Source organism: uncultured Oscillibacter sp. (genome assembly GCF_910587525.1).
Classification (GTDB): domain Bacteria; phylum Bacillota; class Clostridia; order Oscillospirales; family Oscillospiraceae; genus Oscillibacter.
Window position 1 is genome coordinate 1 of record NZ_CAJULS010000132.1, and the last position, 6,348, is coordinate 6,348.

Annotated in this window: 5 protein-coding genes and 2 pseudogenes; all 7 read left to right on the plus strand. The window is 65.5% G+C overall.

What is annotated here, in order from left to right; all coding sequences use genetic code 11:
* Positions 1–458 (plus strand): annotated as a pseudogene (locus QZ326_RS10625) (amidophosphoribosyltransferase); the annotation flags it as partial.
* 66 nt (positions 459–524) lie between these two features.
* Complete coding sequence (gene purM / locus QZ326_RS10630; RefSeq protein ID WP_295744989.1) at positions 525–1,592, plus strand: phosphoribosylformylglycinamidine cyclo-ligase; 1,068 nt, start codon at positions 525–527, stop codon at positions 1,590–1,592.
* 2 nt (positions 1,593–1,594) lie between these two features.
* Positions 1,595–2,203 (plus strand): phosphoribosylglycinamide formyltransferase, encoded by a 609-nt coding sequence (purN, locus tag QZ326_RS10635; protein WP_295744991.1) that lies wholly within the window; start codon positions 1,595–1,597, stop codon positions 2,201–2,203.
* Positions 2,200–2,769 (plus strand): SMI1/KNR4 family protein, encoded by a 570-nt coding sequence (locus QZ326_RS10640; protein WP_295744994.1) that lies wholly within the window; start codon positions 2,200–2,202, stop codon positions 2,767–2,769. Before purN ends, QZ326_RS10640 begins: the two co-directional genes overlap by 4 nt.
* A gap of 12 nt (positions 2,770–2,781) precedes the next feature.
* Complete coding sequence (locus tag QZ326_RS10645; protein ID WP_295744995.1) at positions 2,782–3,963, plus strand: phosphoribosylaminoimidazolecarboxamide formyltransferase; 1,182 nt, start codon at positions 2,782–2,784, stop codon at positions 3,961–3,963.
* Between the two features lie 205 nt (positions 3,964–4,168).
* Positions 4,169–5,446, plus strand: coding sequence for a phosphoribosylamine--glycine ligase (purD, locus tag QZ326_RS10650; protein WP_295744997.1), 1,278 nt, complete (start codon positions 4,169–4,171; stop codon positions 5,444–5,446).
* A gap of 2 nt (positions 5,447–5,448) precedes the next feature.
* A pseudogene (locus tag QZ326_RS10655) lies at positions 5,449–6,348 on the plus strand (phosphoribosylformylglycinamidine synthase); the annotation flags it as partial.

Sequence of the window (6,348 nt, forward strand, 5' to 3'; positions counted from 1 at the left end):
AGGACGTGCGCAACCAGGTGGCCAAAATGAAGCAAATCCCGGTTCCGGAGCTGATTCAGGACAAAAAGCTGCTCTTTGTGGACGACTCCATCGTCCGGGGCACCCAGCTGCGGGAGACGGTGGAATTCCTCTACGAGTCCGGGGCCAAGGAGGTCCACATGCGCTCCGCCTGCCCCCCCATCATGTTCAGCTGCAAGTATCTGAACTTCTCCCGGGGCAACTCGGATATGGACCTGCTGGCCCGGCGCGTTGTCCAGGAGCTGGAGGGGGACGAGGGCCAGGAGCACCTGGAGGAGTACGCCGACGCATCCACCGGCCGGGGCCAGTGCCTGCTCAGGCGCATCTGCGAGAAGCTGGGCTTTGACTCCCTGGGGTATCAGTCCCTGGAGGGGCTGCTGGAGGCCATCGGCATTGACCGGGAGAAAATCTGCACCTACTGCTGGACCGGAAAGGAATGACGCGGAGGCCGCCGGGGGCGGCGGTTCCCGCACGAAATATCCCCAAATTCAAAACGGAGGTTTACCATGGAAAACTCCCATTCCGCCGCCTACGCCGCCGCCGGCGTGGACATCGAGGCCGGGTACAGGGGCGTGCAGCTGATGAAGCGGCACGTGGCCCGGACCGTGATCCCCGGCGTGGTCTCCGGCATCGGAGGCTTCGGCGGCCTCTTTGCCCCGGACCTGGCCGGCATGAAAGAGCCCGTGCTGGTCTCCGGCACCGACGGCGTGGGCACCAAGCTGCGCCTGGCCCAGCTGCTGGGGAGGCACGACACCGTCGGCATCGACTGCGTGGCCATGTGCGTCAACGATATCATCTGCTGCGGGGCAAAGCCCCTCTTCTTCCTGGACTACATCGCCATCGGCAAAAACGAGCCGGAGAAGGTGGCGGACATCGTCTCCGGCGTGGCGGAGGGCTGCGTCCGCTCCGGCTGCGCCCTCATCGGCGGCGAGACCGCCGAGCACCCCGGCGTCATGGACCCGGACGACTACGACATCGCAGGCTTTGCCGTGGGCGTGGTGGACAAGTCCAAAATCATCGACGGCAGCAGGATTCAGGAGGGAGACGCCCTCATCGGCCTCACCTCCTCCGGCGTCCACTCCAACGGCTTCTCCCTGGTTCGGAAGGTCTTTGACATTGAGCGCACTGACCTCGCCGCCCCCATGGACGCGCTGGGGGGCAAGAGCCTGGGAGAGGCGCTTCTGGCCCCCACCAAACTCTATGTCAAACCTGTCCTTGCTCTGCTGGAGGGCGGCATCGACCTCCACGGAGCCAGCCACATCACCGGCGGCGGCTTCTACGAAAACGTGCCCAGGATGCTGCCCGAGGGGCTGGAGGCGCATTTCTACGCGGCCATGCTGCCCCGGATGCCCATCTTTGACCTCATCGCCAAACGGGGGAACATCTCCGAACGCGACATGTACAACACCTTTAACATGGGCCTTGGCATGGTGCTGGCCGTCCCCCGGGAGCAGGCGGACAAGGCCCTGGCCATCCTCCGCGGCGCTGGAGAGCCGGACGCGGCGGAGGTGGGCGGCGTGTGCCCCGGAGACGCGGGCGTCGCCTTCTGCGAGGTCTGCCCCCCTGTGGTATGAGTATGGACAAGAAGAGAATCGCCGTGCTGGTCTCCGGCGGCGGAACCAATCTGGAGGCATTGCTGAACGCCCAGGAGGCGGGAAAGCTCCCCCACGGGGAGATCGTGCTGGTGTGCGCCAGCAGCGAGGGTGCCTACGCCCTGGAGCGGGCCCGGAACCACGGCGTCCCCGCCACCGTGGTGGCCCGAAGGGCCATGAGCCAGTCCGCCTTTGAGACGGCGCTGAATATCAAGCTGGCGGCCTACCGGGTGGACGTCATCATTCTGGCGGGCTTCCTCTCCATCCTGTCGGAGGAGTTTGTCAGCCGCTGGCCGGACCGCATTTTGAACGTCCACCCCTCCCTGATCCCCGCCTTCTGCGGGAAGGGGATGTACGGCCTCCGGGTCCACGAGGCCGCTTTGGCCCGGGGCGTGAAGGTCACCGGGGCCACGGTGCACCTGGTGAACGAGATCCCCGACGGCGGGCGCATCCTGCTGCAAAAGACAGTGGAGGTCCTGCCGGAGGACACGGCGGAGACCCTCCAGCGCCGGGTGATGGAGCAGGCGGAGTGGATTCTCCTGCCCCAGGCGGCGGAGATGGTGTGCCGGGGAGTGGCGGAGGAGGAGGCATGACACAGGCTGAACAGGCCGCCTTTGTCCGCCGCTGCTATGAGACGGCCTATGAAAAGCAGGCCCAGTCCGACGGGGCATTTCTCCCCGGCGTCCCGCCGGAGATGCGCACCGGCCTCACCGACGGGCGGGGCTGGTTTCAGTGGAAGCTGATCCCCGCCCCCACCCGGCCAGAGGCCCTGGACGCCCTGGAGCGGAAATGGGGAGTATCCCTGCCGCCTCTGCTGCGGGCGTTTCTCTCCACAGACTGCCACTTTTTGAACGCACCCGGCTTCTTCGACGTCCGGCCCGACGACCCTCTGGCGGTATTTCGAAGCACTCTGGCCGAGCCCGCCCTGTTTCAGGCGGGGCTCGTTCCCCTGGGCTGGGGAGAGGAGGGCGGCGGCGCCCTTTACTGCCTTGACCTGGCCAATATGCCCGACGAGGACTGCTGTCCCGTCATTGCCCTGGACTACCTGTCCTTTTCCATGGACCTGGACGGCGGCGGAGACCGGGCCGCCCTGCTGGAGATTTCCAAGCCGGCGGCAGAAAACCTAAAAACATATGCGGAACAGCTGTTCCTGCAATAAGGAGCGCGAACTATGACGGAACTGGAACTGAAATACGGCTGCAACCCCAACCAGAAGCCCTCCCGCGTCTTCATGCGCCAGGGCGGTGATCTGCCTGTCACCGTGCTCAACGGCAGGCCGGGCTACATCAACTTTCTGGACGCCCTGAACTCCTGGCAGCTGGCCCGGGAATTGAAGGAGGCCACAGGCCTCCCCGCCGCCGCCAGCTTCAAGCACGTCTCCCCCGCCGGGGCCGCCGTGGGCCTGCCCCTCAGCGGGACCGAGCGAAAAATTTACTTCGTGGAGACAGACAAAGACCTCTCCCCCATCGCCTGCGCCTACATCCGGGCCCGGGGGGCGGACCGCCTCTGCTCCTACGGCGACTGGGCGGCCCTGTCCGACGTGTGCGACGCGGACACCGCCGCCTACCTCAAGGCGGAGGTCTCCGACGGCATCATCGCCCCGGGCTACACCGCCGAGGCCCTGGAGATCCTGAAAACCAAGAAGAAGGGCAATTACAACGTGGTGCAGATCGACCCGGCCTATGTGCCCGACCCCGTGGAGTACAAGGACGTGTACGGCGTCACCTTCCAGCAGGGACGGAACGGGTACAGAATTGACGAGAGCCTCCTGGGCAATATCGTCACCCGAAACCGCGACCTGCCCCAGGCGGCGAAAATTGACATGATCGTGGCCCTCATCACTCTGAAATACACCCAGTCCAACTCCGTGTGCTACGTGAGGGACGGGCAGTCCATCGGCGTGGGAGCCGGCCAGCAGAGCCGCATCCACTGCACCCGTCTGGCCGGCGCCAAGGCTGACAGCTGGTATCTGCGCCAGCACCCCAAGGTGCTCTCCCTGCCCTTCACCGGCGGTATCCGCCGCCCGGACCGGGACAACGCCATTGACTGCTACCTCTCAGACGAGGAGAGCATGTGGCTGCTGGCGGATGGAAGCTGGGAGAGGACCTTCCAGACCCGGCCGGAGCCCCTGACGGGGGAGGAGAAAAAGGAGTGGCTCGCGCAGATGGGCGGCGTCACCTGCGGGTCCGACGCCTTCTTCCCCTTCGGAGACAATGTGGAGCGGGCCCGGCGGAGCGGGGTGCAGTACATTGTGCAGCCCGGCGGGTCGATTCGGGATGACAATGTGATTGAGACGGCCGACAAGTACGGCATGACCATGTGCTTTACCGGGATGCGGTTATTCCACCACTGAGGAAAGTGATTGCTCGCCCTTGCGGGCGGGGAGGATTCAGCCATGATGATGGCTGGTGCATTCCGTGCCGCAAAGCGGCACAACCCCCGTCCCCGCCCGCGACGGAACCCCCGTCCCGCTGGGCGGGTCTCCCAAAGGAAGACAACCCCCCCTCCCCTGCGGGAATCAAAAAGGAGCCCAGATTTCACTCATGTGAGGTACATTTATGGATCTGCTCGTAGTCGGCGGCGGAGGCCGCGAACATGCCATCATCAAGAAGCTGAAAGAGAATCCCCAGGTTGAGACCATCTACGCCCTGCCGGGCAACGGCGGCATCGCCGCCGACGCGGTGTGCGTGCCAGAGATCGGAGTCAAGGACATTGACAAAATCGTGGACTTTGCCAGATCCCGCGCCATTGATTTCGCCGTGGTGGCCCCGGACGACCCCCTGGCCCTGGGGTGCGTGGACCGGCTCCACGAGGCCGGCATCCCCTGCTTCGGGCCCGACGCCAAGGCCGCCCGCATCGAGGCCAGCAAGGTCTTCTCCAAGAACCTGATGAAGAAATACGGCATCCCCACCGCCCGGTACGAGGTCTTCGATGATCCCGCCAAGGCCCTGGCCTATTTGAAAACCGCCTCCTTCCCCATCGTGGTCAAGGCCGACGGCCTGGCCCTGGGCAAGGGCGTGCTGATCCCCCAGAATCTCCAGGAGGCGGAGGCCGCCGTGAAGTCCATTATGGAGGACAAGGCCTTCGGCGACTCCGGCAACGAAATTGTCATTGAGGAGTTCCTGACGGGCCCGGAGGTCAGCGTTCTGGCCTTCACCGACGGGACCGCCATCGCCCCCATGGTCTCCTCCATGGACCACAAGCGGGCCGGGGACGGCGACACGGGCCTGAACACCGGCGGCATGGGCACCGTGGCCCCAAACCCCTGCTACACGCCGGAGACGGCGGCGGAGTGCATGGAGAAGATTTTCCTCCCCACCCTGGCCGCCATGCGGGCGGAGGGCTGTCCCTTCAAGGGCTGTTTGTATTTTGGGCTGATGATGACCCCCGACGGGCCCAAGGTCATCGAATACAACTGCCGCTTCGGCGACCCGGAGACCCAGGTGGTCCTCCCCCTGCTGAAAACGGATCTGCTGACGGTCATGCAGGCCGTGGAGAACGAAACCCTGGGGGACCTGACGGTCGAGTGGCACGGCGGCGCCGCCGCCTGCGTCATTCTGGCCTCCGGCGGCTATCCCGGCAGCTATGAAAAGGGGAAGGAGCTCTCCATCCCGGAGGACCTCCCCGAAAACGTCACCGTCTACCACGCCGGAGACCAGCTGTCCGGCGGGAAGCTGGTGACCAGCGGCGGCCGGGTCCTGGGCGTCACCGCCGCCGGGGACACCCTGGAAGCCGCTTTGAAGGACGCCTACGCCGCCGCGAATCGCATCGGGTTCGAGGGGAAATACCTGCGGCACGACATCGGACGGCGGGCCCTCCGGGCCCTGGAGGGCTGAACATGGTAAGACGCGTATACGCAGAAAAAAAGCCCGCCCTCCGGCTGGAGGCCCAGGGGCTTTTAACGGAGCTCCGGACCATTCTGGGCGTCTCCTCTCTCACCGGGCTGCGGCTGGTGAACCGCTACGACGTGGAAAACCTTTCGGAGGAGGTCTTCCAAAGGGCCAAGTCCATCGTCTTCTCCGAACCCCAGGTGGACCTCATTTATGAGGAGAGCTTCCCCCTGCCGGAGGGCCCCCACACCGTCCTGGCGGTGGAGGCCCTGCCGGGGCAGTTCGACCAGCGGGCGGACTCCGCCGCCCAGTGCGTCCAGCTGATGGCGGGCGGGGAGCGGCCCCTGATCGCATGCGCAAAAATCTACGTTCTCTCCGGCGATCTGACGGCGGAGGAGCTGACGCGGATCAAGGGCTACCTCATCAACCCCGTGGAGTGCCGGGAGGCCGCCCTGGAAAAACCGGAGACCCTGGTCCAAAGCCACGAGATTCCCGGCCACGTGGAGACCGTCCAGGGCTTTACCGCCATGGACGAAGCGTCCCTGGCCGCCCTGCTGGACCGGCTGGGCCTTGCCATGGACCTGGACGACCTGAAATTCCTCCAGGGCTGCTTCCGGGACACAGAGCGCAGGGACCCCACCATCACCGAGGTGCGGGTGGTGGACACCTACTGGTCCGACCACTGCCGCCACACCACCTTCTCCACCCATCTGGACGAAATCCGGATCGACGACCCCGCCGTGAAAGCGGCCTATGACCGCTATCTGGCCGCCCGGGCGGAGGTCTACGGCGAGGAAACGGCCGCCCGGCGGCCTCAGACCCTGATGGACATGGCCACCATCGGCGCAAAGGCGCTGAAAAAGCGGGGCCTGCTCCCCGAGCTGGACGAGAGCGAGGAGATCAACGCC

Bases quoted from the DNA above. Each gene is read 5' to 3' on its own strand.
- purM (WP_295744989.1), top strand. From the start codon at position 525: ATGGAAAACTCCCATTCCGCCGCCTACGCCGCCGCCGGCGTGGACATC.
- QZ326_RS10645 (WP_295744995.1), top strand. From the start codon at position 2,782: ATGACGGAACTGGAACTGAAATACGGCTGCAACCCCAACCAGAAGCCC.
- purN (WP_295744991.1), top strand. From the start codon at position 1,595: ATGGACAAGAAGAGAATCGCCGTGCTGGTCTCCGGCGGCGGAACCAAT.
- purD (WP_295744997.1), top strand. From the start codon at position 4,169: ATGGATCTGCTCGTAGTCGGCGGCGGAGGCCGCGAACATGCCATCATC.
- QZ326_RS10640 (WP_295744994.1), top strand. From the start codon at position 2,200: ATGACACAGGCTGAACAGGCCGCCTTTGTCCGCCGCTGCTATGAGACG.